Raw genomic sequence first — 26,697 nt, forward strand, 5'->3', positions numbered from 1 at the left:
ACAGAATCATCGATATAAATAAAAAAATTGGAGGCAATTTATGAAACAATTACTAGCGAGCTGGAATAAACTCAGTCTTGTTGTGCGTATTATCATTGGGTTTGCTCTGGGCGTTCTTCTTGCTTTGACAATTCCAACTTATGCAAAACCCTTAGGGCTCTTTGGTGTTCTTTTCGTAGGCGCACTGAAATCAGTTGCACCTATACTCGTATTCTTTTTAGTTATGTCTGCAATTTCACTTCACAAAAAAGGCCACAAATCCAATATGCAAAGGATTATTGGTCTTTACCTCCTAGGTACCTTTTTAGCAGGACTTACAGCTGTTATCGTCAGTTTCTTATTTCCTGTGACACTTGTATTAGGTGAGAGTGTAAACAGCATTACGCCTCCTAGCGGGGTTACTGAAGTTCTCAAAAATCTACTCATGAATATTGTAGATAATCCCATTCGAGCACTTTATAACGCCAATTACATCGGTGTACTCTCATGGGCTCTCGTTCTAGGATTAGCACTTCAAAGTGCCCCCGAGACAACTAAGACCATGATTTCAAATATTTCTGATGCTATTTCCCAAGTTGTTAAGTGGATTATAAATTTTGCCCCACTTGGTATTATGGGATTGGTTTTAGATACAATCATCGTAAATGGTATTAAATCGCTATTCACATATGGGCATCTTCTACTTGTTCTCGTGGGAACTATGTTCTTTATCGCACTCGTCGTAAATCCAATTATCGTCTATCTCAATATTCGCAAGAATCCATATCCTTTAGTGTTTAAATGTCTAAAAGACAGTGGCATTACAGCGTTCTTCACAAGAAGCTCCGCTGCAAATATTCCTGTCAATATGGAATTATGTCATAAACTCAACCTTGATGCTGACACTTACTCTGTTTCTATTCCACTTGGCGCAACGATCAATATGGCGGGTGCAGCGATTACCATTTCTGTTTTAACGCTTGCAGCCGTTCATACACTGGGTATTGAAGTTGATTTTGCGACTGCCGTTATTTTAAGTGTCTTGTCCGCAGTCAGTGCATGTGGCGCTTCTGGTGTCGCTGGGGGATCACTCCTGCTCATACCACTTGCCTGCAGTCTTTTTGGAATTCCAAATGATGTTGCGATGCAAGTTGTAGGGGTCGGATTTGTAGTGGGCGTTATTCAAGATTCATGCGAAACAGCGCTTAACTCTTCAACAGATGTTCTTTTCACAGCAACTTCTGAATTTGCACAATGGCGTAAAGAAGGCAAAGAAATCGTAATACCAAAAAAGGTGCGTTCATAAACACTTCAACAGAATGATTACACTCACTTTTCAATGATTTATAAAAAAAGCGATGTCAATAACGCTAAACGGTTATTGGCATCGCTCTTATTTTAGATCATAAGATTTTATTCTAGGTCTAATTTGACAACCGAACTCGGTTCATACCCCTGTAACTCGACTTTAATTGTTTTAATCAAAATAGGCTCTATAGGCATATCATTTTTATCTCTCTCCACTAGAGCAATCCGATCCACAATCTCAATGCCTTCAATCACATATCCAAAACTTGCATATTCACCATCTAATGACGGATATGCCTTTTGAACAATAAAAAATTGCGAGCCTGCCGAATCTTTATCTCTTGATCTGGCCATAGAGATAACCCCTTTAATATGTTTCAATGGATTATTGACCTCGTTGTTATTAAACTCGCCTTTGATTCGATATCCGGGATTTCCCACACCGGTTCCTTCTGGATCCCCTCCCTGAATCATAAACTCTGGAATTACTCTATGAAAAGTTAAGCCATCATAGAAGCCATTTTGACTCAGTTCAATAAAATTGTTTACAGTATTTGGTGCTACTTCAGGGAACAAACTCACTTTGATAATTTCACCTGTCTCAAGTTCAATTGTAGCAAGTGGTGTCTTTGTATAGTCCACCGTGAGGGGATCAAACTCTGTAACAGGCGCTTGAGCACCACAAGCCGTTAAGGCGAAAACAACACTCATTATTAATAGAAATAGATTGATTTTAGAACGCACAAACACATTTACCTCCTGATAAATTGATCGGCGGATACGCGATCCGCTTCGTACCTTCATAACCCTTATGCAAGCCTTCGGGTTATCTGCCCACAATTAAGAGTATAGCACATTCTATCCATAAATGCTTTGGCTAAGTTCATAAAATATTCAATAGGCTCATAGGCTCTTTCAAAGCGTAATCCTGTACTCTGATATCGAATGATTTCAATCCCCACGAGGCTTTTGCAAAGACAAGTTGAGCTGCACATGCGGCTTGAAAATCATATATGGAATCCCCCACATAAAGCGTATCCTCTATATTGTAGCGTCCTTGCTCAAGTGCATAAAGCAAAGGCTCCGGATTGGGTTTGTGCTTAGTGGTATGATCTGATGAAACAAGGATATCGAAATACGGACTTAATTGATCTAACTTAGGATCTGATGTGATTTCTTCCATATTTCTCGAGGTTACAATGGCCAGATTTGCACCTGCCGTCTTTAAAATTTTAAGCGTTGCGTGGATACCATAATAAATTTCAAACATATACTTTCGATGTGAAGTCAGTTCTAGCCATTGCCTGTGCTTTTCTTTAATATTGTCTACACTTAATTGTTCTAGTACATATAACCCCGGAAGACCATCAAAATGGGCTAAATCTTCAAGCGTAAAGTTGCTTTTCCCCTCAAGTAACAAAATTTCTTGTAAACTCAGTAAGTTCGCCGCAGTGGTATTGATTAAAGTCCCGTCCACATCAAAAATAATATTTTTATATTTCATATCAGGCTCCTCGATTGCTGTTTTATGCGTTTTTAAGCTTTTTAATGCTTGTTTGTGTTATTTTATCATATTCAATTTCATTTTTCAATTGAAAACAGGTATAATAATGCAATAGGAGAGTGATTTATTTATGTTTTTACAAGAACGCCATCATAAAATATTGGAACTGCTGCAAACTCAAAAGCGCATCATCGTCACTGATTTATCAAAGCAACTCCATGTTTCTGTCGATACGATCAGACGTGATTTAACCCAACTTGAAGCACAAAATTTGCTCATTCGGACATTTGGCGGTGCTATTTTACCCAATAGTTTAAATACCTGTCCCTCTTTTGAAATCAGAAAAGAACTCCACAAAGTGGATAAAGAATACATCGGTAAATTAGCATTTAATCAAATAAAGGAAAATGACACTGTTTTCATCGATGGCTCAACGACTTCACTATCCCTTTTACCGTACCTAGAGCATATGAAAAAATTGACTATTGTTACCAATTCAATTGAGGTCATTTCGAGCGCACTTGAAATTAATGAAGGTCTCAACCTCTATATGATCGGAGGCACTATTTTAAATAGTATTTCTAGTACGATTGGAAACGAAGCGCTGCTTAAGCTTTCAGAGCTTAGAGTGGATAAAGCTTTTATCTCAACTTCAGGGTTTAATGCAGAAGGCCTCTTTGGCAATGATTTTAATGAAGTCGCCTTTAAAAAGATGCTCATTAAGAATAGTAGCCTTGTATACTTTTTGCTAGACAGTTCTAAATACAACAAAAGTGGTTCCATTTTACTTTCAAAATATGACGGTTCCTTTAAAATCATCTGTGATTCCAAACTGTCTTCTGCACATAAATCTGAACTTGAGAGGATTTGTCAGGGTATATTAATTTATTAAAAAAAGTATCGCCAGTTTATGCCTCATGATAAGGCAACAAACTGGCGCTGTTTTTTAATCGGTTAACGGCGTTCGCGTATCATCATAATCTGTAATCAGGACAATCTCATGTAAATCGTATTTCAAAAGATGTGCTTTCAGGTTACTGATCTGCAAAGTATTTAAATCACTGTAATCACTATAGTGACTCATGATCTCCTTTGAAAGGCCTTCAATCGGTTTGCCAGAGATCGGCGTCACAGAGAACGCTTTTATTGAATTCTCAAATTCACCGCCATCCATTGCCGCTTCATATTCAAGAAGTGTGTAGCTTCCCTCACTCGACAGCTGATAAGTCAATGCGATTGGCACTATGCTGCCCCCATCATTTTTGACCTCTTTTCCATTGAGGACATAAAAAGCATTATACACCGTTGCAAAAATTTTGATTTGATCTTCTTCCTTAGAAACCCTATGGACCTTAACTGCTGGTATGTGAAATTGTTCAATGTTCTTATGCTGTGATTGATTTTGAATTTCAGTTTCATAAACCAATTTGAGATTAGGATCTTCGCCTAAATACTCAAAGTCCGGAATTTTGATTGTTTGAATTGCGCCGCGTGCGCCCTCATGAATAGACAATAAAAGATACGCTTTAGGCATATGCTTCTCAAAATCGGCCTCTCCGAGCTCGCTTCTCTTTGTGATTGCGTAGGTGATAAAATGTTCATACCATGCTTGTCCATTTGAAAATTCAAAGCTGAATTCATTTTCACATAAGTTTGCTGCAACAGCAGCCATCAAATGCCCCTTTAATCCAAGCTGATCTCCTGATTCAAAACTTTGAAAACAGTAAATGAGCGCTTGGTCTTCATAAGCTAATATGGCTTTGAAGACATCAGGGTTCGCTTCTATATAATCGTTGGGATTCGAACTGGATTGAGGAGATGCCATCAGTTTTTCAAATAAAATATCTACGGTCGCATCAATCACTTCCACATCACTGTGACGGCGTTCTGCTTCGCCATCCCCGACACGTGTATACCCCTCCAGCTCGACTTCATCTATCTTGATCATTTCTTGATCATAAACACTTGTAATCAGATTTTCTGGATTTAAAAACGATAAATCTGGCTCTGGTTCACTTGGGGTTGTGATCAAGCTGATCCCCAAAATAACGATGGCAACTAACGCAATGACCATCACCCATAACGCAGGTTTTTTATAAGATAAGATATTCTTTATGCGTTTTACGGTTGCTTTTTCTCCGAAAGTAAAAGGACAGCTTCCTAGGATTCTATTTTTTCCAGCAAAAGAAAGTAAAGATTTTGAGTACGAAGTCTTGATCTCATATCCGGCATGATTGATGACACTTTCATCACAGGAGAGTTCCATATCTCTTTCCATCAAAGTATAAGCGATCCAAACCAATGGGTTAAACCAATGCACACAGACAATCCAAAAAACAATAGGTTTGATGATATGATCTCTTCGCTTGATATGTATCCGCTCATGCGTCAAGATATAATCTCGCTCTGAAAGATCAAGTGATGCTGTAAGGTAGATGCGATTTCCAAATACAAAAGGACTATTAAAGGCATCCGTTTCATAGACGTTGTCAAATAAATGAATTGCTGTTTTAAGCTTCATATAAATCTTAACGACTGTGAACATCATATAAAAGCACAATAAAAGCAACCCAAACAACCAAATTGTGCGTCCTATAAAAAGATGGATCTGCATTGGATTAACACTGGCATAGGGAACCGCAGGTGGTAAGGATTCATTTATCGATTGGTTTAGCATGAGAATGCCGCTATTTATAGCTGGGATTTTAGCGTAACCGATATCTTCAGGTATAGTCTGATGATGGACGCGCACCAAGCTGAATACACTCTCTAATTTAAAAGGATTGATCAATCTAACCCATACGACACTCCAAAGTACATAGGCATATATTTTAGGAAGCTTTCTCATGATCCATCTCAAAAAGATGACGATTAAGATCACATAGCTTGCTGAAATACTCATATTCAAAATGCCTATAAATAGTTTTTCAAACATTTAGGCCTCCCTATGCGCATCTATTAAAGCTTGTAAGGCTTTAATCTCTTGTTCAGACAATTTTTCGTGTCTTGAAAATGCGGTCAGAAATTTGGGCAAAGACCCGTCAAATGTCTTTTTCACAAAAGATTTACTCTGAGTCGCTTCATAACTGTCCTTAGATATTAAAGTCATAATTTTGCCTTCTCGATTTTCAAAGACGCCTTTATCTTCAATTCTTTTCAAAAGTGTATAGGTTGTGGATTTTTTCCACTCAAATTTTGCTTCACATAACTTGATCAATTCTGCTGACGTGAGCCCTTCATGCCCCCATATGAGCTCTGCCAAATTCAACTCTGCATCCGTTAATTTATAGTCATTCATTTATACATCACCTCTCGTCTACGCTTTGTAGACTTTCTATTAGTTTACAACTTGTAGACGAATATGTCAACACAAAAAAGACAGTACAGGCCTAAGCGCATACTGTCTTTTCTAATCTCTATGAGTTATCTTTTAATCTCATATTGTCTTAGTAATTTTACGAATAATTCTGGAATTTTAGCTAAGTTATCTGGTGTTTCAACAAATGAAATACGGAATTGTGTACTGCCTGGATTTGCTTCACCTGGTTTTATATCATAGAAGCCCTTCATTGGTGCAACTAATAATGTGGTCTCGACCCCATCTATATGAACCGCACCTTCTCCAGCACAATAGAGGACAAATTCGATTGAATCAAATCCTGGTTTTACAACGTTTCTAACATCAATAACCGTATAAATGGATGCATCTGGACTCGATACAATTAAACCGGGTTCATGCTCTTTTAAGCCATTGTAGACCATTGTTATTTGCTCTTTGTAGTAGGCTTTAATCTCACCACACCATCCCATGATTTCTGCCTTAGTTTCATGAGCAAGTGCACCGAAAATATATTGACCAATAACATTAGCACATAAATTTGCGGTGTATTCAGCAACAGATCTGTTATTGAACTCAGGGCTATCCGTGATTACGGCACCAATTCTCAATCCACATGCATTCCAAACTTTTGAAGCCGTCTCAATACTAATTCTTCTGCCCTCAATGCCGGGAACCATATTGTCTGTTAATCCCCAAATGCTTACGAGTTCTTTCCCATCTTCATAGTAGAGTTCACGATAAGCTTCATCACTAATCATCCACATATTGTACTTGACACATAATCTAGCAAGATCGCTCATTGTATGATAATCATAATATTGTCCAGTTGGATTGTCGTAAGGAATGACCAAAAGCGCTCCTGGATTATTTGCCTTAATAACATCTTCAATTTTATCAATTTCAGGGAGTGTAAATTTTCCGTTTTCTTCCAAGTGACGTTTAACCGTTACGGTTTTACGTCCAATTCTTTCTGCAAATGAGATATAGTTTGTATATGCAGGATCGATCATCATAAGTGGCTTCTCACCAGTGCCAGCAGGACCACATACGCCTACCAATAATAATTCCATACCCGCAGATCCACCATCAGTTACCTGAACATGTAATTTGCTCGTATCAAATCCTTCACATTCTAAAATATTTTTGAATGCATTTTGACATTCAATCGTGCCAGCTGTTGTAGAGTATCTGACAACACCTTTGTTAAAAGGACTTTCAGCCGCAGCAAGATTAAACATTCTTTTTTGCATCGCTGGATTCGTTGGAAGTGAAACATTACCAATACCTACATTGATAACTGCTTCAGGCTTAACCTTACGTTCTTCGTACTTCATCTGCGCTAAACGAACAGCGGATGGTTTTCTAGATTCAAAGTGTGCGGAAAGAATTGGTTTACTCATAATACATCTCCTTAAATTATAATCATATTCAAGCACAATGCTTTACGGATTTTGTATACCGTTATACCGTATACTCACTTTATATTCTACCATTACTTATTAAATTCTTCATTCATTTTATTCAGAAATACACGAAAAAACAAATTAATACAAATAATTAATATATTTTTGTGTTCATATTCACAGAATGCTATATCCTTTTCAGTAAATCACATTAGAAAATCAGCTCCGATTTGCAAAACATAAAATAGCCATCGCCATAAAAAAAGATGAGGGTTGTCAAATCCTCATCTCAAATGATGGTCCAAATTTTGAAGTCGAAGATCCAAATACGCTATTTGATATTCATAAAAAGGATCTCCAAGGCAACTTCGGTCTTGGCCTTGCCATTGTAAAGCAAGTCATCTCTGCACACCACGGTTCAGTAGAAGCTTCAAACTTAGAGCACGGTATTCTCTTTATGATCAAATTTTAAAATTTGAATTTCGAAACCTCATCTTGTAATTCCTCGGCAAGTTTTGCAAGTGATTCACTCGCATTTGCGATATCATTCATTGCAGCTGTTTGTAGCTCTACTGAGTCTGATCCAGATCTTGCATTTTGAGCATATGCCGTTGACATCGATGAAAGTTGTTCAATACTTGAAAATATATCTGCCATTTTTTTATCCATTAATGGATTGGTCTCATTGATAGCGCTTAAATCTCTTTGCATCACTTCAATAGCCTTTTGTATGTCTATAAATTTATCGCTTGTGTTCTGTACACTACCCGTTTGTATAGCCATTATACCTGCAATATTTTGGATCACTTCTACCGATTTTTCTATTTTCGTCGATAAATCTTGGATGATCTCAGAGATTTCATTGGTAAAATGTGTTGATTCTTCTGCAAGCTTTTTGATTTCATCCGCTACAACAGCAAATCCCCTGCCAGCTTCTCCAGCTCGAGCAGCTTCTATTGCCGCATTTAGCGCCAACAAATTGGTCTGATTGGCAATGTTTTGAATCCTATTACTTGCAACTTCTATTTTTTGAGCACTTTCAGAGGTCTCAAGAATAAGTGTTTGTATGTGGTTGCTATATGCTGTTGTTTCATCGTTTTTAATTTGTAGATCTTTAACAGCAACCATGCCACTTTCCTGAAATTCATTAACCTTTACTAAGTTATTCGTCAATATATCTAGGTAGTGCGTATTCGCCTTCATGTGCCCCCCTAATGCATTCACATTTTCGAAGGTTACTTGTGTTTCTAAAGCTTGTTTGGAGGCGCCCAAAGAGATCGTTTCAATGTTCTCAGCAACATCTTGAGCGGACACAACGGTTTGTTGAGTTGTCGCGGTTAACTCTTCACTTGAAGATGCCACACTTTCCGAAGTCATTAAAACCGTTTTCATCAAATTGACAATATTGTCTCGCATTTTGAACAATGCCCTAGAGATACTCCCCACTTCATCTTTTCGATTGCTTATCGCATTGGCTTCCCCTTCATCAATCATTTCAAAATTATATACCGCCATTTTTTCAACGATTTTTTCAAGTCCTTTTATTGGCTTGGCAATATTCAATCCAATAACGGCACCAACCACAACGCCCAAAACTGAAATAATAATTGCGGCAATAAGGATCATAAACTTAAGCTGATTTACACCTTGAAGAATTTCACTTTCATAATTTACAATGCCTAAGATCCAACTCGATCCAGGTATCGGCGAAATAGCTGTAATACGCTTCTCTCCATCTATCTCATATTCTATAACACCGCTATTTCCAATCCCAAGTTCTTTTAGTGCTTGCCCAATAGGTTTGAAATAGCCGTCACTTTCCAAATCATCCATGACGTTCACTTGATTGAGGACGTGTGCTCTTTCCGGATGTGCAAAAAAAGTACCACTATTTCCAATTACAAAAGCATATCCCTTTTCGCCAAAGCCCAAGTCATCTGTAATATTGTTAAGTGCAGTGCCATCTCTTTTCCCCACAAGCACGCCAACAACTTTTGAATTTTTTTCTATGGGAACTGCATAATAGATTGAAGGTTCATTGGTGGACTTGCTGATCAAAACATCCGATACATAAAGTTCGCCACTTAGTGCTTTTTGGAAATATTCTCTATCCGCTAAGTTTGTGGATTTTTCCGTCGAGACATAATTGGCATCTCCCTTTAAATCCACAACTAATATTTCTTGATATTCTAACCTTTCAACATCTTCTTTTAGGGACTTCTTTTGTCTTTGCCAGTCCATTGATGTAACATCCTCTCGACTGGCAATTTCTTTAAGAATCATCAATCGCTTGTCTAAGATATCTCTTACACGATTTGCCGATTCATTTGAAAGAATCGAAATATAATTTTCTTGATTTTTTAATAACACTTTTGAACTGTAAAAAATACTAAACATCCCAATTACAAGTGTTACAGCTAATACTAGGATGCCAACTCTTATTGCAATACTTCTCGATAAACCTCTACTCATTCTTGCCTCCACTTTTTCTTGAATTTATGACTTACTATTGGATCATAAGCATTGTTTTTACTATTAATAAAAAGACTGGTCAATCGAGCGTCTTGAGGTCTGCCGCAATGATAGCCTTGTATGTAGTCGCAATTAAGTTCATTTAACAGTTCTACTTGACGCGTATTTTCAATACCTTCTGCTACAATTTCTAAATTGAGATTGTGCGCTGTGTCTATGATCGATTTAACAAGCAAAAAATCGCGTTCACTTCTTTCTATGTTACATATAAATTTTCGATCTAGTTTGACTTTATCAATGGGGAGTATACTCAAGTAGCTGAGCGAAGAATATCCCACCCCAAAATCATCCAAAGCCAGTCTAAAACCCAATGATTTTAATTTCTCAAGTACGGATAGTGTGTATTCTATATTATTAAACACGGCTGTTTCAGTGACTTCAAATTCTATATAAGATGGATCAACCTGATATTTTTCGAGCATTGATTCCAAAAATGGAATTATAGAGCCCGTCACTAAGCCCTTGGCAGACATATTTATTGAAAAGTTTATGTTGAGTCGCTCCGACATTGTCCACTGCCTGATTTGCTTAAAAACATTTTCAAAAATCCATTTTTCAAGTTGTATAATTTGACCCGAATTTTCTGCAATCGGAATAAAATTATCGGGTGAGACAAAGCCATTCTCTGGATGGTTCCATCTTATCAATGCCTCCACTGAAGTAAGCTGTCCCGTCTTAAGATGGATGATCGGTTGATAGTACATCTCAAATGCCTCATCCTCTAACCCCATCCTAATTTGATTGATCATGTGCATATTGTAATAAACAGACGTCCCAAGTTGTTGTGAGTATATAATATATTGGTCCTTTAAATTTTTTTTTGCACTGTGAAGCGCTGTACTCGACTTCTTGATCAAGTCATAAAAGTCCTGTCCGTGCACACCATAAATCGAAACACCTATGCTACAGGATATTCTAGTCTCATTATCCGTTATAAAACCTGTATTCTTAATTTGATGCAACACCTCCGCCAATTCTTTTTCCAGTTCGTTTCTGCCCCCATTAAATTCGTAGATGATCAAAAATTCATCTTCATTTATGCGAGCAATGGCATGAGTTTTCATATATCTTTCAGATAAAAACTTCGCAAAATTCTTAATGAGTTCATACCCCATTTCGTGACCTAAGGTATTGCTAATGTAACCAAAGTTATCAATATCAACCTGTATAAAAGCAATTTCAGAACTTGCTTTCAAGTTTTGGATTATGAGTTCAAAATCATGTTTGAGTTTATCTTTGTTAGCAAGATGTGTCAATTTATCATAATGCGACAAACTGTATAATTCTTCCTTTAGAATGTATTTCTCGGTCACATCAATATGATAACCAATGATATATACAATCTCATTTCCAGCATTTTTAACGGCTCTACCTTTTGATAATAACCATTTATACGCACCCGATTTATTAATCACTCTGTAGAGATTTTCATATTTTTCTCTTTTATGCAGAATAAATTGAGCCCAAACCTTTTCAGCGTCTTCCCGATCATGAGGATGAATCAGGCTTTTCCATGATTCTAGCGAGAAGTCATTCGCATCAATCTCAAGTTCTAATTGAGACTGATCTCTCATTGAAATATTAATCCAGTCATCCTTCACATGCCATTTCCAAAGATTGTCCACAGAATCTTCTAGTAGTTGATTATAGGTCTCTGAAATGACATTTACATCTGACATTTCTTCCTGTGCTTCAAATATATGCTTCCTATTCATTATATTAATTTTTATCACCATACACATCCTTTAATTTAAATTGTGCAACCAATTGGTTTAATGATATCGCTAACTTGGATAATTGTTCATTCGCGTGCGCAATTTCTTCAATTGAGGCAGTTTGTTCCTCAATAGCAGCGGTGGATTCTTCTGTTGCAGCTGCATTTTCTTCTGCAATCGCAGACAGGCTTTGCATAGACTCTTGAACACTCAAATTCTGACTTTCCATGATGCGACTTAATTCATTTATAGCTCTAATAGCTTTTTCTGCCTCTTCCATAGCTTTGGAAATCTCAACAAATTTATGCTCTGTGAGTTTTACACTTTCTTCCTGCCTCTCGACGACTGTTGAAGCTTCTTTCATCCGAGTTACAGCCATTTTGGAGTCTTGTTCTAATTTGTTGACAATCTCATCAATGTCCTTTGTGGACTTGGTAGACTGCTCAGCAAGCTTTCGGATTTCATCTGCAACTACAGCAAATCCCCTCCCAGCTTCTCCAGCTCTTGCCGCTTCAATTGCTGCATTTAAAGCGAGCAGATTGGTCTGTTCTGCTATTGAGGCTATGAGAATGCTGGCTTCTCCTATTTTGCTTGAGCTCTCATTTGTCTTGAGTATGCTTTCATAGACGATGCCTGCAATATGGTTGTTCTCTTTTGTATTTTTATTCAATTCATCAATGATCTTTAAGCCTCCACTAATATGTTCCGTTACAACGGTTGAAGCTTCCACAAGGCGTCCAATATTAAATTTATCATCTTCTATCAGATTTCCTAGTGCATTCAATTTTTCCGCACCATTGGTGGTCGTCTGGGCTTGCTCACTTGCACCGTTAGAAATTTCATTTATTGTTTGTGCAAGTTCTTCCGCCGCAGAAGAGGCTTGTTGTGATGTTGCTGTGAGCTCCTGAGAGGCGGTTGAAACTTGTTCAGAGGTCATTAATATATTTTTTAACATAGCTCTTAAATGTACATTGATACCACTAATCGCCCTTGAAAGCTCTCCTATTTCATCTTTTCTGTTCATATATTTTTCTATGACATCATGAGAAATATCAGATGCTGCAATATAATCCGCATTAATAACAATATGATCTAGTGGTCTCGTTATAGATCTAGAGACAAAATGCAATAAAATATAAGAAATCAAAGTAATCACAAACACAGCCGTTATGGATATTATTTTGAGAACCTCAATTTCTGAGTAAACTTCTGTTTTGCTTACCTCAATCACCAGCCCCGCAAAGTGATTTCCAATGGCCACCACACCCAAAGAACCATATACCGGTTCCCCTAAATAATCTGTGTACAACCCCGTATGAGCATAATTTAAATCTCCAGACTGAATTGAAGGTGATAACAATTCAACGGCTTTGGTGGAAATACTTTTTTTGAGTGCTGACGCTTTAGAATATTCGCCCACACGCATCTCAGTTAGCAACATCCCATTTGCATCTATAAGATACGCATTTCCACTCACCCCAATTTTTTCTGTGCCTTGATGTATAATAGCATTCAATTTACTTTGATCAAAAAGAATATTCAAAGAGCCAATTACAGCTTTATGCGTTTGATCATAAATAGGGCTACTTAAGACAATGGCATTATTATCAATAAAATCAGAATAGAACAGTTCTGACCAAGTTTGATTGCCTGCTAAAGCACCAGCTACATAAGATCGATCTTTTAAATTGGCATTTACCAATACATCTGGATAATTAACAGAAAAAATACCTTTTCCGCTCTCATCCGTTAAAAAAATATCGGTATATTGATATTCATCAGATGCTAATCGCAAATAAGTTTCAAGCTTTTGATTTGCTTCTATCTTTGCATTGTTACTTCCAAGAGGATCATTCATGTTTTGCACACTTGTCATGACGTTATCCGAATTTGCCAGTACTTTACCATCTCCTAATCGCCCATTAAAGTAAGCTAAAAGCTCATCTTTAGCCATGGTTGCATACAATTCGTTAGATTGATGTATCAATGCTTCTAATTCCTTGACAGCTGTGCTAAAGATCATCATACTGATGAGGATTATAGGAATAATCCCAGTTACCGTGAATATTGCCGCTAATTTTGTTCTCATCTTTAAATGCTTCATTTTTCCCTCCTTATATCAGCTCTGTTTCCTCCTATAAATATCAACTTATCTTATTATTTATCTCAACATACATATTATGTATAGATTTCATTTATTCGATTTGTCCATAAAGGCTCTTATTAAAGTTGCTAGCCACATTTATCACTGATATCAAATAATTATTTTAGTATGATTATATGCTCTTTAAAATGATATCATAATTAACTTATAAGTTCTATATTAACTTTTCGATTACTGGGTATTTATGCTTTTTATTGATATTCTATATCTATAAGGGGGGAATTATGGTTTTAGACTATAAACTAATTGGAATCCGTATAAAAGAATTTAGAAATTTAAGAGGATTAACACAAAATCAACTTGCAGAATTACTAGATGTTTCCAACGTCTATGTGAGTCGATTAGAACGTGGGACTGCCAAAATAAGTTTAGAGATGACTTATAAAATTGCTATTATTTTAGATGCGCCAATTGGTAAGCTCTTAACGGGGATAGATCAGGAATCTCAAGATTATTTGGATTTTGAAATCAATAAATTATTAAAGCAATGTTCAAATGATAAAAAAAACCTTATATATGATCTTATAAAGACAGTAATGGCGCACTAAAAATGAAACGCCATCCACCTATCAAAGCTGCTGATAAGCGGATGGCATTTCATTTTCATAGGCGTAAAACTTCATGAGTCAGTACTTTAGAAATCAGCCTCTAGTTAGAGTGTCAAAGCCAGTTTCGCATGAACCCTCTATCGTCTTTAGCTTACTGTACAAAATAAATATGGCCATTGAAACAAACAGCCCTATATAGATTGCCATTTGCATCGGAAATCCCATCACAATCCAAATTAGGCTTGCAAGAGGGCTTAATGCAATTGCATAGAGCCCTGCTTTGGGATTGATACGCTCTTTGAAATAAAGTGCAGCCACCACAGGTATGAATATCGGTACAGCCCTAAACATCATAGACATAAAGCCAAAGTTCAAAATCATAGAGTCTTCACTTAAGGTCGTTACAATCACAGTTAAAATGCCAATCAAGAGGATTACGGTCCTCATAAATCTCATTTGTTGTCCATCCGAGGCGTTCTTATGAAAGCCTTTTTTATATAGGTCTCTGGTAAAAATAGTACTGATGCCAAGTGTCAATCCTGCAGCAGTTGCTAGGGAAGAGATGAGGATGGTGGCAAGCGTAATGCCCGCTAATGTTTTAGGTAAATAGGTCACGATAAACAGTGGAAACGCATTTGCAGGCATGATATTGGGCTGATTGACTCTCATGAACATCCCCACCAATGTACAGACGATGCCAATGGGTAAAACCAGTGCTGCTGTAATGATGCCACTTACATGTGCAACTTTAAGGTTTTTGCTGGCCATCACCGTTTGAAAGTAGTTTTGAGTGGCGAGCACCCCTACAACAGTGGACAAATAGGCACCGATGTCCGAGATGCCACCGCCGTTGAAAAGATTATACCAATAGGGCTCTGTAAGCGTACGCTTAATGTCGTGGACACCATTTAATCTAAAAAGAATATAAGCCCCAGCAATCATACTGGTCCCATATAACAAGAACATTTTTAAAGTGCCCACCATTGCGCCGCCCCAAAAGCCACCAAAGATGACATATGCAACGAGTAAAAGGACCACCATCGTCGTGACCATTAATCCTTGTAAATTAAATACGGTGTTAAAGAGTGCATTACATGCAATGACTTGCCCATTAATGTGTATAAACATCCCAAATGAAAGCGCGATCCCCGCAACGACACTGGCTTTTTTCCCAAAAGTCAGCTCTAGAATTTGCGGCAGTGTTTCTATCGTTTTTTCTTTTATGAGTTTGCCATAAACAAGGCTTAATAAGATGCTCGCTGTACATAGCCCTAAAATAAACCAGATGGCAGCAAAACCTCTTGTGTACGCCAATTGTGCGGTGCCGACAGTGGATGCGCCCCCTATGATGGCCCCCATAAGCGAGCCTGTGGCTGTAAACGTGCCCACACCGCTACCGGCCGTTATAAAATCTTTTGAACTCTTAATCTTAAACTTTGATAAATAACCCAAAAGTGCTGTGAACAAAAGGGTTATCGTTGCGCTAAAAATGATCATGAGTCTACCTGTCCCTTTATTTTATTGGATTCTATGTGCCCTTATAATTGGATTCTAACTATAGTCATTTTCCATGTTAAATCAACCTGATCAGGTTAATACCCCACCGTGATAACAGATAACTTGATCGGCATCATAATTTAAGATTTTATTCAGTGATGCTTCTGCCCCCTTTAAATCAAGGGTAAACTGAGGATTGGCAATCACTGGTTTTCCGTTTTCAAGTGCAACTGCATCACCTGTAATTAAGGTTCTTGCGCTTTTAACATATACCGATATATGCCCTGGTGTATGGCCTGTTGACTCAACTATCGTACAACCCGCCACAACATCTGCATCTTTCACTTTGATATCTACTGGTACAGGTTTTACAGCTCTGATAATGTCGCAAAAGGCTTTTCCAAACGCCTTTTGTTCTTCTGGTAAATAGGCTTGCATCTGCTCAGCTTGTGCTAATCTTAAGGATTTTAGTTCTCCAGAGATATAAGGTGCTTCCTGCTCACTTGCCACTACTAATATATGAGGATATTTGCCTTTAAGTTCAGCTAATGCACCCATGTGATCATGATCTTGATGGGTTATGAACACATGCGTTAAAGCTTCACAATCCAAGCCTTTTTGATGCATTTCTACTTCGAGTTTTTGAAGTGATCCCGTATAACCACAATCTACTAAGATCATACTGTCATCACTTTTTACCACAACAGGATGAATCACATCCTCCGCTTCGCCAAATTTAAATTTTAAATCTAAAATTATTATTTTTTCCATTTTAAATTAACTCCTAATGATAAGTTATAATAGTAAATTACAAGATGAATTATATCGTTCCATTAGCATTTATGCAATAGGGATAAGGCTCTTATAACAGTAATAAGACTCAATCTAATTCGATTGAGTCCGAGATATAGTAAATATAATTTTTTTCACTACAATATTGTTCAATTGATTGGATTAGTTTCCTGTCTTTCGTATATTCCAATAAGTAGACGTCAAAGCCCTCATTTTTCACTAACTCGATATACTCAAAGTAATATTGTTGATTTTCTTGGTCTTGCTTTCCAAAAGTACCCTGCTCAAAATTGATAGCAGAAAACACAGACTCTTGATTAACACCCGTCATGATAGCTTCAATAGAGCCATTAGCCTCTTCATACTCTGTCACAAACATATCACCACCATTGATGACTACCTCTAAACCCGTTTGCCTTAATGCCTTTAATATTCTTTCAACACCTTCGTAAATTTCTGATGTGTGATTCACATAGTAAACATCACAGTTATCAACAAAATAGCCATCAATACCTTTTGCTTTAAATCCTTTCGCCAAATCTTCTATTATAAAGGTCTGCCATGATTCATCAGATACATCCACCCACTCCTCTTCATCCCAATTTTCATAGGCACCCATTGTGAGTGATTTAAAAGTTTCATAATAGGGTCTAAAGGCCTCTATAGACCCTATATTGATATAAGTATAGACGGTGTGTCCTGCTTCTTTTAACTTTTGAATATCTTCTTTTTCAAAGTAGGCTGCATCTATGACAATGGTTTGATAATCTTTGAATAGACTTAAATCTGAATTGTCCACACTTAAGAATACACCATAATTAAATGGGAATGGCTGAGTTATCAGTGCCTCATTTTCAGAGGCACATCCACTTGTAACCACACTCATCCACAAAAGGATCATAAGCATAGGGATCAACTTCTTCATCTCTCATTTGTCCTTTCAAAGATTATCTTAAAATTACAACTCTACTCTACTCTGGTAATTTACAAACATCAATCCAGCTCAAATTATTCGAATATTTATCCAGTTCAGGAATCGTCAGTTCAATTGCACTATTCGCACTGCCACAAGCGGGAAATACCGTTTCAAACCGCTTAAGAGACTCATCTAAATAGACTTCAACACCTGCTTTAACACCAAAAGGGCAAACGCCACCTACAGCATGACCTACTAATGGCTCAAGTTCATCATGTTCAAGCATTTTAGCTTTTTTACCAAATTTGAGTTTATATTTAGAATTATTCACTTTTGCATCTCCTGCTGTAACGATCAAGACAACCCTTTCATCTACCTTAAAGGATAATGTTTTGGCTATACGTGCGCCTTCACATTGTAGGGCCTGTGCTGCAAGCTCTACCGTTGCGCTGGAAACTTCAAATTCTTGGACCTTATCTTCAAGTCCATACTGACTAAAATATTTTTTCACCACATCAATTGCCATATCTATATGCCTCCAAGTTTTTATATAGACTATCACAATGTGCTTTTGATTTCAATTAGATGTTTAATCATATTTGAGCCCTCTTCGATGCCTCAAACCGATTTTCGCTGACGCTGTTTGAGGTTGAACATCCCTCATCACAGCTTTCGGCTCAAATCTTGTTGTTTTAATCATTGTCCATCAAAACTTTGTTTTTCCGGACACGTCCTCGTCTAACCGCTTAGAGCAGGCTAAACATTCCTGCCTCTAAGCTGGACGAAGACTAATGATTTTAATAAAGTTCAATGTCGCCTCACACTCACGTTCCGTGCTCATTTTGGATTTAATGACTTGTGCAGGTGATTGAACCGATTTTTCATTCATGGCTTTAAAATGCTATATGCTCAGATTTCAATCTCAATTCATAAAAGTATCTAAGCCATTCGGGTTGCTCATCTAAACGCTCACATACGTCTATAAGTGTTCTCTTGCCCACTCTTCTATCTAGAATCGCCAACAACCGAATCAATGGATTTTCTGAATTCAAACTTGCTTGAATACTTTGATTCAAATAGCATTCAATTGCATCTGTAAACTGCCAAACATCAAATAGCCCTTCTTCAAGTCTTATTGCATCGACCAATTCTTCTGCCTCGGTGTTGGCTTTATCATTTAAAAATACTTTACCATCCCAAACACGATGCGATACATGCAGTTCCGCTTTAATACGTTGCTCCACGTCTCTTTGTCCTTTATAATACCTAAAGATATTGCCCTGAATAATCTCCCGATCATCCACTAAAATTGCCACTCTACCTGATTCATCATGAGTCTTTCTATATTTAGTAACAAAGTATTTTACACGTCCACTAAGTACAGGACAGAGCATATCTGTTTCAAGTCTCTTCTTGATACCACTCCATGACTGAGGCATGAGTATCACCCCCTATTTCAAGAAATCAAAGCGTATACTCAGTCCGCTTCGCTACCTTCGTAACACTTGCACAATCCTATTGGATTGCATTCAGTGGGCGTTTGGACTCCCACTGAATTAGGAAGATGACTCCCCACTTTGGGAAGTGGGGAACATCTCCTCAAGAATTATATCATGAAAAAAGCGCAAAAGCTTGCTATAAAACAGTTTATAAACAAGTTGTTGCGCTTTTAAAGTGAGCCTTTTTTTAATTTACTTGATAAATTTAATAACCCTATTCAGTAGGCCATCAGCCACATAGATTTCCCCATTTGCACCACAAGCAATGCCTTGAGGTGAGAAAAAGTTACCTGAACTACCACTAAAGATACCCCATTTTTCAATGAAAATACCATCAGATGTAAACTTCTGAACTCTGTTATTAGAACTATCTGTTACATAGACATTATCATTTGCATCAATTGTAATCCCGATTGGCAAGAACAGATCCCCCTCGCCAAATCCCCAATTTTCCAGTGGGTCTTCATTTGGAATACCACCATTTGTACCCCATTTGGTCATGAAATTTCCATTCTTATCAAACTTTTGAATTCTGCTGTTAGCTCTATCTGCCACATAGATATTGTCTTGTGAATCACTGGCGATAAAGAAGGGCTGTCTGAATTGTCCATCTTGCATGCCCTCTGTTCCCCAACTATCAACAAAGACACCAAATGCGTTAAATTTAACAATCCTATTACGCCCTGTATCTGCTACATAAGTGTAGCCATCACTTGTTGTACACACACCAACTGGGAACGTTAAATGTCCATATCCAAAATTCATAAGCCATGTCCCATTTTTAGAAAACACCTGAATTCTTGAATTACCAGTGTCAGCGATTACGAGGTTATCATATGTCTTATCATACCAAATCTGTTTAGGTGCTGTGAATTGCCAGTAATAAATGCCATAGGCTATTGGTCCACCGTTGCCGCCATTACCACCCCATTTATCAACCAAGTTGCCACTTGAATCGAATTTTTGAACTCTATGATTGGCAGTATCGGTTACATAGGCATAGCCTTCATCATCTACAGCTACACCTGTAGCCCCTGAAAATACCCCTTCATCCGATCTAAGTTCACCAAAATTATCAATTAGAGAAGCGTAAGTTGAATAACCACTGTATTTTAAAAGTTGACTGTTCCCTGTATCCGAAACCATGAACTTACCATTTCCAAGAGGCAGAACTTGACACGGAAAAATGGGTTCTAACTTAACCAGTCCAATCGTCGTAGAATATTGATATTGGTGATTAGCATTGTATTTTTTAATCTTATGATTAAAGGTATCGGCAATGTAAACATCACCATTATCATCAAGGTTGACACCTCTCGGATATAAGAATTCAGAACCTGAGTCACCAGCCACACCTGTGCCGATTTGCTCGATGAAGTTACCATTCACATCCAATATTTCTATTCTATTATTAAATGTATCGCAAATATATACGCGATCACCAGTAGGTGACTGCTTTATAGCGATTCCTTGCGGCAACCTAAATTGACCTTGAGCAGTGCCTCTTGTGCCATACTGATATAGAAAAACACCATTCTCATCAAAAACCTGAACTCTGTCATGAAACTCATCACAAACATGATATCGATTTTGACTATCTATACCAATCTCACGTGGAAGACCAAATTGGCCATTACCGTCTCCAAACGATCCCCATGAAGTGATATAATTCCAGTTTGAATCAAATTTTTGGATCCTATAATTTGCAGTGTCTGCCACAAGTATGTTGCCATTGTTATCAATTGCCACACCAAAAGGTGTATCGAACTGACTAGGAGCACTTCCAAGTGTTCCGAACTTTTGCAATACAACGCCATTTGAATCCATCTTTACAATTCGATGATTCCCCATATCTGCCACATAAACATTACCACTACTGTCTTTTGCCATAGCCACTGGCGAATTAAAGTAAACTTCTGTTGCACCTTCTGTAACTTCCCCAAGAACTTCTGCCACATTAGCCATTGTAATTTGACTTAATAACAATACAACCCATACTAAAACAGATACACTTTTCAATAATTTTCGACTCATTTTATCCCCCAATTTATTTCTATTTGAGTTAATATCACAACTTTAAGATTCATTCACTATAGCATTAATCATAATTTCATGCGCATCTACCATTGGCGAGTGTCCACAATTTGAAGCGACGATTAAACGCGCATTTTCGCCAATAGAGGCTCTAAGTTCTTCAGCCTCTTTTACTGAAACAAGCAAGTCTGAGTCTCCTTGAATCATTATGACAGGTACTGTGATTCGCCCAGCCTCATTAGTGCCCATGGTAACCCCATTGTAGTAATCTGAGATATTAAACGCGTTGAGACCATGATAGATGTCTATCAAATTTTGTTGCTTTAGGCTCTCTTTTATATGTTTTTCAAAAATAGCTTGTTCCGGCATCGTTTTATTGTAAATCGCCATTTGCCATATTTTTTTATAATAAGCTTCGTCTTTTTGATTTAATGCATTTTCAAGTGCCATTTTTGAAGGCTCTAGCATGATTTCTTGCTTGGATGTCAGAAGTCTTTTTTCCCCCTCTTTAGTCACTTCGTAAGAATGATATCCTGAAACACCTGCAGATGCGATTAAAAACAGACGATTCACATGCTTTGGAAAACTAGATGTGAAATAAAGACTCACCGCACCACCTGTTGACCATCCTAGAAGATCAAATTTACTTAAACTAAGCACCTCTACGAAAAGCTTTAAATCACCTGCAAGATCTCGTAACGTATCAATGGGACGATTATAGGTACTATCTCCAAACCCTCTCATATCAACTGCATATACACTAAATTCATCTGGTAAATCTTTAATGATTTCTTCATAAAAAATGGAACTTGCTAGATTGCCATGTACCAACAAAATAGTCTTCGAACCCCCTTCTGAATGTCTATAAGATAATCTTTCACCATTTTTGAGCTTGACTGATTTCAGTTCAATTTTTCTCATTTTTTATTTGCCTCTGCCCTTCTTTTAAAATATGATTGCCAATAATCATTTTATTGACTTCACTCGTGCCAACGCCAATATCCATAAGCCTTGCATCTCTGCTATAACGTTCAACAGGATTTGTCTTTAAATAGCCATGTCCTCCCATGATTTGAACAGATTCATAGCAGATTTCATTGACTGCACTCCCAACAGCAACTTTAGCGACTGCCGCTTCAATGCCATAAGCCTCTCCAAGTTCTCGCTTCATACAAGCTTTTTCTACAAGAGATTTGCTGCCTTCAAGCAGTATGTGCATATTGGCCATTTTTTCTTGTATGGCGTATAGAGCTGCAATCGGCTTTTTATAAGCTTTTCTTTGATTTGCATGTGTTATCGCTTTCTCAAAAGAGGCTTCTGCTATGCCAATGCCCATCGCTGCCATTCCCAGTCGTCCACCCTCAAGACCATACAGTGCGCCTTTAATACCACCATTAATAAAGTCGTCTTGGTGGATTCGTGCATTTTCAAGTATTAAATTCGTCGTGGATGAACTTCTACAGCCCATTTTATCTAAATGTTCCGTTATCTTTAAGCCCTTTGTCTCTTTACTAACGATGAATAGTTGATGATTTGCTTTTGAATCCAAAGATTCACTCAAGATTTTCTCCATGCAAGTAACGACGAACAAATCTGCCACAGCGCCGTTTGTCACAAAATATTTCGCACCATTTATAAGCCAATGATCCTTTTGATTTTCTGCCATCATTTTGATGCCCATGGCATCAGAACCTGCAATTGCCTCGCTTATACTATAAGCTGCAATCTGTTCACCTCTAATAAGCGGTTTTAAGTATTTCTTTTTTTGCATCTCCGTACCATGTTTTAGAATAACATCGATTGCCATCCAATGCACAATAAGCAATAAGCTGAGTCCAGCACTTTCTTTGGCAATTTCACTGATCACACGCATAGCCGTACTGACTTTAAGGCCACTGCCACCATAATGAATCGGATACGCAATTCCAAAAAAACCACGCAATCTCATGGCTTCAAACAGTTCCACTGGACATCGATTGTTTTCATCAAGCTCTTTTGCAATTGGTGCTAAATTGTTTTGAGAAAATTGAACCGCTCTTATAATCATTTGTGCATCCAAATCATTTGCATTATTATGAGTTTCTGTAAACATTATGCCTCCTAACGCATTTAACTAAAATGTCATTTCCTTAAGATCATCAGATACAATGAATTCAGCCTCTGTGATTTCTTGAACTTCCGACACCGATAGTCCTGGATAAACTTCTCTTAAAACCAATACGCCGTTTACAATATCGAAAACTGCTTTTTCAGTAATAATGGTCTTCACACAGCCTTTACCTGTTAAAGGCAACTCACATTGTTTTTTTATTTTGGAGTTACCATGCTTATCTGTATGTTGCAAAGTTGCTATGATCTTTTTAGTCCCATAAGTTAAATCCATGGCGCCTCCAATCCCTGGCCACCACATATCGTTTCGCTTAACAGCCCAATTGGCAATATTGCCATTCTGATCTACTTCAAGTGCCCCTAAAATAGTCACATCAATATAACCATTTCTCATGGCTCCAAGTGAGGTCGCAAGAGACATGTAAGCACCCCCTTGAAGCATTGTAACAGGTTCAGAACCCGCATTTGTAACATCTGAATTACAGGTATCATAGCTTGGTTTAGCACCAAATCCAAAAGCGCCATTCTCAGTGTGCATGATAAGTGTTACTGACTCGGGCAGGTAATTCACAGCTTGAGTTGGTATCCCAAATCCCAAATTAGCAACTTGTCCATCTTCTAACTCCTGTGCTGCTCTTCTGGCAATAATTTCACGAATGTCCATCTATATCGCCCTCCTTCACTAATTTTCCACGATCAAGCCACACTGACTTGTATAATTCATCTTGCTCATCTATTTTTTTGCCTTGGACAATTGCATTGACAAAAACACCCGGACAACCTACGCGTTCTGGCGCTATTGTACCCACTGGTACTATTTCATTAACTTCTGCGATTGTATATTTACCCGCCATAGCCATATCCATGTTGTTATTGAGACTAGTCCCTCTAAACTCCAAATTTCCCATAGTATCTGCACGCCATGCTTTTACGATAGAAACTTCAGCTGTGAGCGCAGGTTCAATAAAACATTTAACCCCACTCACTTCAACCACTTTTTTAGCTTCCTCTAGGTTAGGAAATAGATCTACCTCATCCAATATACCAACGCCTACTGGCACTAGAACACCTCCAAGTCCCATAGCACCCGCTCTAACCTTTTCAATCCATGTGCCCATTGGGAAAAACTCTTTAATGAGTAATTCGCCTGCCAAATATGCTTCTGTGGATTCTGCTGAAGTCCCCACATGTGTGGAAATGAGTTCTTTTACCTGCTTGTTCTTATACAGCATTGATTTTCCGAATCCACTCATCCCTGGCGTAACTGCGATTAAAGTTAGATTTTTAACTTTCTTTTCTACCAACTTCTCAATAGAACTAAGTGGTGAACCCGCATCAATAAAGCCTCCAAGCATAAGCCTTGTACCATCTTTAACAACACTTAAAGCTTCGTCAATTGGCATTACCTTTGATTTCATATAGCACCTCCATTCAAACTTGCTATTATAACCCTTGAGGAGATGTCCCCCACTTCTCTAAGTGGGGGTTCATATTCCCAATTCAGTGGGAGTCCAAACTCCCACTGAATGCAATCCGATAGGATTGTGCAAGGGTTACGAAGGTAGCGAAGCGGACTAAGTATACGCTTTGATAGTGCAATATATATGCCAAAAGACACAAGACCTTTATAACGTTCTTATACATAAAAATGCATACCTTAAGAATCTCTTTGTGATACCATAGGGAACACTTTTTCCGTACAGTTGTTGCAAAAAGGAACAAACTTTAATCACAAGGGATCAAAGTTTGTTCCTTTTTTAGTTCACCACTTCTATTTGAATTCATCATTTTTTATTTCAATGGCATATTTAAGCGTTTCAATTTTTTATAAAGAACGGTTCGATTAATGCCTAACAGATCCGCTGCCTTGGTCTTATTGCCTTTACATTTTATCAGTGCTCTGGAAATCATTTGTTTTTCTGTATCCTCAATCAAATCATTTAGGGCTGTGCTTAAATCATCGTTTGGATCCTTTGAGGTATACATAATATGTGAATTAACGCCCGATTTATCCCAAGGGACTTTAGAGAGTTGATCGACATCTATAATATCCTCTTGAATAAAGTTTGCCGCTTGCTCTATGAAATTTTCAAGCTGCCTAACATTCCCAGGCCAATGGTATGCCATAATTTTAGCCATTGATTCAGGTGTAAACCCTTTATGCCCTGTGCCAAGTTTTTGGGTGATCTTCATAAGAAGCCCCTCTGCATACCTTGGAATATCTGTCTTGATATCACGAAGTGAAGGCATATTGATCTCTAAAACTTTTAACCGGTAGTACAGATCTTCACGAAAAGTGCCTAATTTGATCATTTTCTTTAAGTCTCTATTGGTTGCGGCTATGATTCGAACATCTAGTTCAACAAAGGTATTACTCCCAACCCTTTCAATTCTGCGATCCTGTATCGCTTGAAGCATTTTGGCTTGCATATAAAGTGGCATATCCCCTATTTCATCTAAAAAGAGGGTCCCGCCATTTGCCACTTCAAATTTTCCCATTTTTCCATCTTTATGGGCGCCAGTAAAAGCACCAGGTGCATAGCCAAAAAGCTCTGATTCCAAAAGATTTTCAGGAATTGCTGCACAATTAACCTTCACAAAAGGGGCATGACTTCTTGAAGAACGATTATGAATGGCCTCTACCATGATGGTTTTACCAGTACCGCTTTCTCCAGTGACCAATAAGTTAGAAATTGAACGTGATGCTTTTCTCGCCATTTTTTTTACAAGCAACATAGGATCAGTCTCTCCTATAATATCCATACAGGTATGAAGCTTGCTATCTGCTTGATGTAATTTTTTTGGCAATATGCGCTCTGCAAATTGCTTTGCCACTTCCACATTTGGAAAAACGGTTCTCAGAATAAAGCCCATCCATTTTTCTTCAACATAAAAAGGGGTTTTATGAACAATTATCTGGCAATTCCCTATGGTTAAAGTTTTTCCCCACTGCGCTTTTGGATCCCTTAGAAGTAATTCTAAAGCACCGTTAGAAATATAGTCTTCTATAGAACTTCCTTCTACTTCATGAATAGCCCTTTTCAAAAGGTTTGCAAAATAGGCATTGCAAAAGAGAATTTCACCCTCAAGATTCACAACCATAAGCCCCTCTTGATTCCCTTCAATTATATTTGAAATCAAATTTTGTTTTATATCGGCTCTATTTAATGCATACATCCCGCTCACTCCAAGTCTATAGATTCCATCCACTAAAGCTTTGTGGCTACTTCTAATTTACTGCTTTTAAAATAATCTGTAAAGGGCACAACTTTCTGAACATAAATACGCTGTGGGTATTTATTATAAAATGTGAGATATCTCATATTATTACCGATCTATTTGCGGTAAACTTAAACT

General features: G+C 37.7%; 23 protein-coding genes. 4 read left to right on the forward strand and 19 right to left on the reverse strand.

Annotated elements, in window-relative coordinates:
- Nucleotides 1-40 precede the first annotated feature (40 nt).
- On the forward strand, nucleotides 41-1,285 hold the full coding sequence (sstT, locus tag F3D3_RS05865) for a serine/threonine transporter SstT (RefSeq protein ID WP_069872097.1): 1,245 nt from the start codon (nucleotides 41-43) through the stop codon (nucleotides 1,283-1,285).
- Nucleotides 1,286-1,392: 107 nt separating this feature from the next.
- On the opposite strand, the gene F3D3_RS05870 is transcribed toward sstT, so the two are convergent.
- Together F3D3_RS05870 and F3D3_RS05875 are read right to left on the reverse strand one after the other, a co-directional pair.
- Nucleotides 1,393-2,031 carry a peptidylprolyl isomerase gene (locus F3D3_RS05870; RefSeq protein ID WP_374700068.1) on the reverse strand — a complete coding sequence of 213 codons (639 nt, stop codon included), beginning with the start codon at nucleotides 2,029-2,031 and terminating at the stop codon, nucleotides 1,393-1,395.
- A gap of 139 nt (nucleotides 2,032-2,170) precedes the next feature.
- A complete protein-coding gene (locus tag F3D3_RS05875) occupies nucleotides 2,171-2,791 on the reverse strand; it encodes an HAD family hydrolase (RefSeq protein WP_069872098.1) in 621 nt (206 codons plus the stop codon).
- 130 nt (nucleotides 2,792-2,921) lie between these two features.
- On the opposite strand from F3D3_RS05875, the gene F3D3_RS05880 reads away from it, so the two are divergent.
- Nucleotides 2,922-3,683 (forward strand): DeoR/GlpR family DNA-binding transcription regulator, encoded by a 762-nt coding sequence (locus F3D3_RS05880; protein ID WP_069872099.1) that lies wholly within the window; start codon nucleotides 2,922-2,924, stop codon nucleotides 3,681-3,683.
- Between the two features lie 54 nt (nucleotides 3,684-3,737).
- Here F3D3_RS05880 and F3D3_RS05885 read toward each other — a convergent pair whose 3' ends face one another.
- The 3 genes from F3D3_RS05885 to F3D3_RS05895 all read right to left on the reverse strand — a co-directional run bounded on the left by F3D3_RS05885 (nucleotide 3,738) and on the right by F3D3_RS05895 (nucleotide 7,531).
- Nucleotides 3,738-5,726 (reverse strand): M56 family metallopeptidase, encoded by a 1,989-nt coding sequence (locus F3D3_RS05885; protein WP_069872100.1) that lies wholly within the window; start codon nucleotides 5,724-5,726, stop codon nucleotides 3,738-3,740.
- Nucleotides 5,727-6,089 carry a BlaI/MecI/CopY family transcriptional regulator gene (locus F3D3_RS05890; protein WP_069872101.1) on the reverse strand — a complete coding sequence of 121 codons (363 nt, stop codon included), beginning with the start codon at nucleotides 6,087-6,089 and terminating at the stop codon, nucleotides 5,727-5,729. It lies immediately after the preceding gene.
- A 125-nt stretch (nucleotides 6,090-6,214) separates the two neighbouring features.
- Nucleotides 6,215-7,531, reverse strand: coding sequence for a pyridoxal phosphate-dependent aminotransferase (locus tag F3D3_RS05895; RefSeq protein WP_069872102.1), 1,317 nt, complete (start codon nucleotides 7,529-7,531; stop codon nucleotides 6,215-6,217).
- Nucleotides 7,532-7,739: 208 nt separating this feature from the next.
- Between F3D3_RS05895 and F3D3_RS25135 the strand changes: the two genes are divergently transcribed.
- A complete protein-coding gene (locus F3D3_RS25135) occupies nucleotides 7,740-8,006 on the forward strand; it encodes an ATP-binding protein (protein ID WP_084388881.1) in 267 nt (88 codons plus the stop codon).
- Here the strand turns inward: F3D3_RS25135 and F3D3_RS05900 are convergent.
- Genes F3D3_RS05900 through F3D3_RS05910 form a run of 3 tightly spaced genes read right to left on the reverse strand, consistent with a single transcriptional unit; the run spans nucleotide 8,003 to nucleotide 13,885 of the window.
- Nucleotides 8,003-10,006 (reverse strand): methyl-accepting chemotaxis protein, encoded by a 2,004-nt coding sequence (locus F3D3_RS05900; protein WP_069872103.1) that lies wholly within the window; start codon nucleotides 10,004-10,006, stop codon nucleotides 8,003-8,005. The genes F3D3_RS25135 and F3D3_RS05900 overlap by 4 nt on opposite strands.
- Nucleotides 10,003-11,781, reverse strand: coding sequence for a bifunctional diguanylate cyclase/phosphodiesterase (locus F3D3_RS05905; protein WP_175438311.1), 1,779 nt, complete (start codon nucleotides 11,779-11,781; stop codon nucleotides 10,003-10,005). The genes F3D3_RS05900 and F3D3_RS05905 overlap by 4 nt, the downstream gene beginning before the upstream one ends.
- A 4-nt stretch (nucleotides 11,782-11,785) precedes the next feature.
- Nucleotides 11,786-13,885: a methyl-accepting chemotaxis protein gene (locus F3D3_RS05910; RefSeq protein ID WP_069872106.1), complete on the reverse strand. Its 2,100-nt coding sequence runs from the start codon at nucleotides 13,883-13,885 to the stop codon at nucleotides 11,786-11,788.
- Between the two features lie 284 nt (nucleotides 13,886-14,169).
- Here F3D3_RS05910 and F3D3_RS05915 point away from each other — a divergent pair, with 284 nt between their 5' ends.
- Nucleotides 14,170-14,493 (forward strand): helix-turn-helix domain-containing protein, encoded by a 324-nt coding sequence (locus F3D3_RS05915; protein ID WP_069872108.1) that lies wholly within the window; start codon nucleotides 14,170-14,172, stop codon nucleotides 14,491-14,493.
- A 93-nt stretch (nucleotides 14,494-14,586) separates the two neighbouring features.
- Here the strand turns inward: F3D3_RS05915 and F3D3_RS05920 are convergent, their stop codons facing one another.
- The 11 genes from F3D3_RS05920 to F3D3_RS05970 form a co-directional block, all read right to left on the reverse strand.
- The gene (locus F3D3_RS05920) at nucleotides 14,587-15,990 is read right to left on the reverse strand and encodes a sodium:solute symporter (protein ID WP_069872111.1); all 1,404 of its coding nucleotides are present in this window, start codon (nucleotides 15,988-15,990) and stop codon (nucleotides 14,587-14,589) included.
- A 90-nt stretch (nucleotides 15,991-16,080) separates the two neighbouring features.
- Nucleotides 16,081-16,761 (reverse strand): MBL fold metallo-hydrolase, encoded by a 681-nt coding sequence (locus F3D3_RS05925; RefSeq protein ID WP_069872112.1) that lies wholly within the window; start codon nucleotides 16,759-16,761, stop codon nucleotides 16,081-16,083.
- A gap of 109 nt (nucleotides 16,762-16,870) precedes the next feature.
- Complete coding sequence (locus F3D3_RS05930) at nucleotides 16,871-17,707, reverse strand: endo alpha-1,4 polygalactosaminidase (protein WP_069872113.1); 837 nt, start codon at nucleotides 17,705-17,707, stop codon at nucleotides 16,871-16,873.
- Between the two features lie 46 nt (nucleotides 17,708-17,753).
- Nucleotides 17,754-18,224, reverse strand: coding sequence for a YbaK/EbsC family protein (locus F3D3_RS05935; RefSeq protein WP_069872115.1), 471 nt, complete (start codon nucleotides 18,222-18,224; stop codon nucleotides 17,754-17,756).
- A 367-nt stretch (nucleotides 18,225-18,591) separates the two neighbouring features.
- The gene (locus F3D3_RS05940) at nucleotides 18,592-19,137 is read right to left on the reverse strand and encodes a hypothetical protein (RefSeq protein WP_069872117.1); all 546 of its coding nucleotides are present in this window, start codon (nucleotides 19,135-19,137) and stop codon (nucleotides 18,592-18,594) included.
- A 252-nt stretch (nucleotides 19,138-19,389) separates the two neighbouring features.
- Nucleotides 19,390-21,231 carry a 6-bladed beta-propeller gene (locus tag F3D3_RS05945; RefSeq protein WP_069872118.1) on the reverse strand — a complete coding sequence of 614 codons (1,842 nt, stop codon included), beginning with the start codon at nucleotides 21,229-21,231 and terminating at the stop codon, nucleotides 19,390-19,392.
- A gap of 42 nt (nucleotides 21,232-21,273) precedes the next feature.
- The gene (locus F3D3_RS05950) at nucleotides 21,274-22,152 is read right to left on the reverse strand and encodes an alpha/beta fold hydrolase (protein WP_069872120.1); all 879 of its coding nucleotides are present in this window, start codon (nucleotides 22,150-22,152) and stop codon (nucleotides 21,274-21,276) included.
- Entirely contained in the window at nucleotides 22,139-23,323 is a 1,185-nt protein-coding gene (locus tag F3D3_RS05955) for an acyl-CoA dehydrogenase family protein (protein WP_069872122.1), read from the reverse strand. The genes F3D3_RS05950 and F3D3_RS05955 overlap by 14 nt, the downstream gene beginning before the upstream one ends.
- A gap of 21 nt (nucleotides 23,324-23,344) precedes the next feature.
- The gene (locus F3D3_RS05960; RefSeq protein ID WP_069872124.1) at nucleotides 23,345-24,004 is read right to left on the reverse strand and encodes a 3-oxoacid CoA-transferase subunit B; all 660 of its coding nucleotides are present in this window, start codon (nucleotides 24,002-24,004) and stop codon (nucleotides 23,345-23,347) included.
- Nucleotides 23,991-24,758, reverse strand: coding sequence for a CoA transferase subunit A (locus F3D3_RS05965; RefSeq protein WP_069872126.1), 768 nt, complete (start codon nucleotides 24,756-24,758; stop codon nucleotides 23,991-23,993). Before F3D3_RS05965 ends, F3D3_RS05960 begins: the two co-directional genes overlap by 14 nt.
- Before the next feature lie 373 nt (nucleotides 24,759-25,131).
- Nucleotides 25,132-26,517 (reverse strand): sigma-54-dependent Fis family transcriptional regulator, encoded by a 1,386-nt coding sequence (locus F3D3_RS05970; protein WP_069872128.1) that lies wholly within the window; start codon nucleotides 26,515-26,517, stop codon nucleotides 25,132-25,134.
- Nucleotides 26,518-26,697: the final 180 nt, after the last annotated feature.

Origin of the sequence: Fusibacter sp. 3D3 (assembly GCF_001748365.1) — a bacterium.
GTDB lineage: Bacteria > Bacillota > Clostridia > Peptostreptococcales > Acidaminobacteraceae > Fusibacter_A.